This window comes from Microbacterium sp. Bi128, assembly GCF_918698205.1.
In genome coordinates, this window is the sequence record NZ_CAKKMM010000567.1 from 1 (window position 1) to 3,077 (window position 3,077).

Here is a 3,077-nt window from a genome sequence, read left to right on the forward strand (position 1 = left end):
ACCTCGACGGCGGCGGGTGGAACATGGGCGGCGCGGGTCTGCGCTCGCGGCGCCCGGTATATGGCCGTCCCGAGATCTCGGGGTCGTTCACGGCCGAGTATTCGAGCAACGTGCTGCGCGACGCCTACCTGGCGCAGACCCCGCTCGCGCTCCACCTCACGTTCACACACTCGGACGTCATCAGCACGGGCGGATCGGCGAGCAACGCGCTGCTGCAGATCATCATCCCCTCGCTGCGACTCAAGGGTGACGTGCCGGGCTCGAACGGCGGGGAGCCGATCACGCAGTCGATCGACTGGGAAGCGTTCGACAACGACACCGCCTCGCAGCCGATCTACATCGTCTACCGCACCCTCGACACCACCCCCTGACCGGGATGCCTCGCGGGAACGTCACACCGCAGGTCGCGCTCGACACGAGCAGCGTCCGCGTGCGGTTCGAGAGAATCCGCGAGTTCAGCCCCAAGCTCGCCCGAGCGGTGCGTCGCGACATGCGCCGCTCGGGCGACGAGATCATCGCCGAGCAGCGGGCCGAACTCGCCGGCCCGCTGCCGCGCGGAGTCACCGTCGCCCGGCAACGAACAGCGCGCTGGCGCAACGCGAAAACCGGCAAGTGGCACACGCGCAAGCTGAACGTCTACGAGGCCGCGGACGTCAAGCGTGCCGGCCGCGGTCGGGGGCTACGCAAGGCGATCAGCGGGAGCCTGCGCACCCGCGTGGTGATCTCCGAGAAACGAACCGGCGTATCCATCCGCACGACCAATGCCAAGAAGAACGGCGCGACGTTCTGGCAGTCCAAGCGTTTCCGGCACCCGACATTCGGCGATCGGGAGCGGATGCAGTACCAGGCCGGGCAGCCCTACTTCTGGGCGCCGGCATTCCGGGGCGCTGACCGTATGGCGCGCCGAATCGACGTGGCGCTCGACGAGGCGCTCGCGTCGATCTCTGACACCTGACCGAAGGGAACCCCTCATGGCGAAACTCACTCTCGAAGATGGTCGCGTCGTCGACCTCGAACGCAAGCCCACCGTGCAGGAGAAGGTGCTGGCACAGACGCAGTATCGCCGCGCGTTCAAGACCAGCCCGCAGGACATGGGCGACGTCATGGCCTCGCTCGACTGGATGATCGCGCTGCCGCTGTTCATCACGCTGCACCGCGCGGGCGTGGGGGAGCGGATGCCCGATCTCATGGACGACGACCGGCTGAATCACTGGTACGCGCGTACCGAGGTCGAGCCCGGCGAGATCGACGAAGAGGGCGCGGAGGGTGAGCAGAGCCCGCACCCTCCGGTCGAGCCCGAGGCCGACGCTCTGCAGGCGGTGATCCCGCCCGAGCAGCCGTCGATCGGCTGAACGCGGCCGAACCGTTCGTCGAGGATCAGGTGCGCAAGCGCGTGCTCATCATCGGCAGCGCTGAGTTCTGGCCGAGCTACACGCCCGAGGTCATCGACCGCATGGATGCCGACCTCTGGGCGCACCTGGCCCTGCAGTGCGACGAACGCGTCGCCGCCCGCGAGAAGCGCGCCCGCGAGATCGAGGCGCGCCGCTCATCCCGCCCAACCGGCAGAAGGGGGTAACCGTCGTGAGCACGGCGAAAGATTTCATCATCAACGTGGTGGCGAAAGACCAGCAGGCCCGACAGGTCATCGACGGTTTCAAGACGGTGGCGATCGGGGCCGCGGCCGGCATTGCCGCTGGGTGGGCGAAAGCGAAGATCGGCGATGCGATCACGGGCTCGATGGAAACCGGCCAGGCGCAGGCCCGGCTGACTGCCGAACTCAGCACCATGCCGGCGGATGCCGCACGGTACGGCAAGCTCGCCGGCCAGGTGTGGGCGAAGGGGTTTACCGGCGAACTGCCCGAGGTGAATCGCGGGCTGTCGTCGGTGCGTCGCAACATGGGCGATCTCGCCGACACCGAAATGGCAGAGGTCACAGCCGAGGCGCTCGCGATCGCCGACGTGTTCGAGCAGGACGTGAACAAAGCCACCGGTGCCGCCGGCGCGCTCATGCGGAACGATCTCGCACCGTCTGCCCGTGAGGCTATGGACGTGATCGCCGCCGGCCTGCAGTCGAATGCGAATCAGGCCGATGACCTGCTCGACACGTTCACCGAGTATTCCCCGTTTTTCAAGAAACTGGGGCTCGATGGAAAAGAGTCGCTCGGCATTCTCAATCAGGGAATGGCCGCGGGTGCGCGTAATAGCGATTTCCTCGCGGACGCTCTGAAAGAGTTCACCATTCGCGGGCAGGAGCCCGTGCGGCGCTCGACCGCGGAAACGGCCGCGGCGATGAAAGAGGCGCAGCGGGCGGGGCTCGATCTGGCGCGGGCGCAGCGATCCGAGGTGCAGGCGCAGCAGGATCTGAACGCCGCCCGGCAGCAGGCCGTTCGAGATCTCGCGAGCCTGGCCGAGCAGCTGCAGGGCGCGCAGCTCTCCGAGCGTGGCGCGGCCCTCGCGGTCGAGCGCGCGAAACGGAAGCTGACCGAGATCGCCACCGGTGGCGGGGATGCTGTCGCCGCGGCGGAAGCGGCCTACATCGCGGCCACAAACCGCATGCAGCAGTTCGGAGGGAACGCCTCGGCCGGCGAGCGGCAGCTGCTGCAGGATGCCGTCGACCGCGCGAAAGCCGAACTCGACGCCGCGCGCAGCGCGCCGAGCGCGTCGGCTCTCGACTCGAAGGAGGCGCAACTCGCCTACGACGAGGCGGTGTACCGCTACCAGCAGCAGAAGCAGCAGACGGCGGATCTCGCGAGTGAGAAAGCGGAAGCCGACCGCGCCGGCGTCGACGGATCTCGCGCGGTGCGATCGGCGCAGGAAGCACTCGCGCAGGCGCAGCAGGGGGTCGTAGATGCCACGGAAGCCGCGACCGCGGCGAACGCTGCAGCGGCCGACGACTCGACCGCTCTGGGTAAGGCGTACCGCCGGCTCGGGATCGACGGCGAGTGGGCGGCGAACGCAATCGCCACCGGTGGCCCCGAGGCGCAGCGGGCGCTGCAGATGGTGCGCGACGGGCTGCTCGGCGTCACCGATCCGGTGGAACGGAACGCGCTCGCGGTGCAGTTCTTCGGCACCAAGGC

Annotated in this window: 5 protein-coding genes; all 5 read left to right on the forward strand. The window is 68.4% G+C overall.

Translation table 11 applies throughout. From position 1 onward, the window contains the following. A partial coding sequence (locus tag LQV45_RS22975) for a phage tail tube protein (RefSeq protein ID WP_230008975.1) occupies positions 1-371 on the forward strand: 371 nt, incomplete at its 5' end. A 5-nt stretch (positions 372-376) separates the two neighbouring features. Then, the gene (locus LQV45_RS22980; protein WP_230008976.1) at positions 377-955 is read left to right on the forward strand and encodes a hypothetical protein; all 579 of its coding nucleotides are present in this window, start codon (positions 377-379) and stop codon (positions 953-955) included. Between the two features lie 16 nt (positions 956-971). After that, positions 972-1,352: a hypothetical protein gene (locus tag LQV45_RS22985; RefSeq protein ID WP_230008977.1), complete on the forward strand. Its 381-nt coding sequence runs from the start codon at positions 972-974 to the stop codon at positions 1,350-1,352. A gap of 29 nt (positions 1,353-1,381) precedes the next feature. Continuing rightward, positions 1,382-1,576, forward strand: coding sequence for a hypothetical protein (locus LQV45_RS22990; RefSeq protein WP_115918498.1), 195 nt, complete (start codon positions 1,382-1,384; stop codon positions 1,574-1,576). Positions 1,577-1,581: 5 nt separating this feature from the next. Beyond that, on the forward strand, positions 1,582-3,077 hold a 1,496-nt coding region (locus tag LQV45_RS22995), incomplete at its 3' end, for a phage tail tape measure protein (protein WP_230008978.1).

Excerpts from the sequence above, each read along its gene's own strand:
- LQV45_RS22980 (WP_230008976.1), top strand. The coding sequence starts at position 377 with ATGCCTCGCGGGAACGTCACACCGCAGGTCGCGCTCGACACGAGCAGC.
- LQV45_RS22985 (WP_230008977.1), top strand. The coding sequence starts at position 972 with ATGGCGAAACTCACTCTCGAAGATGGTCGCGTCGTCGACCTCGAACGC.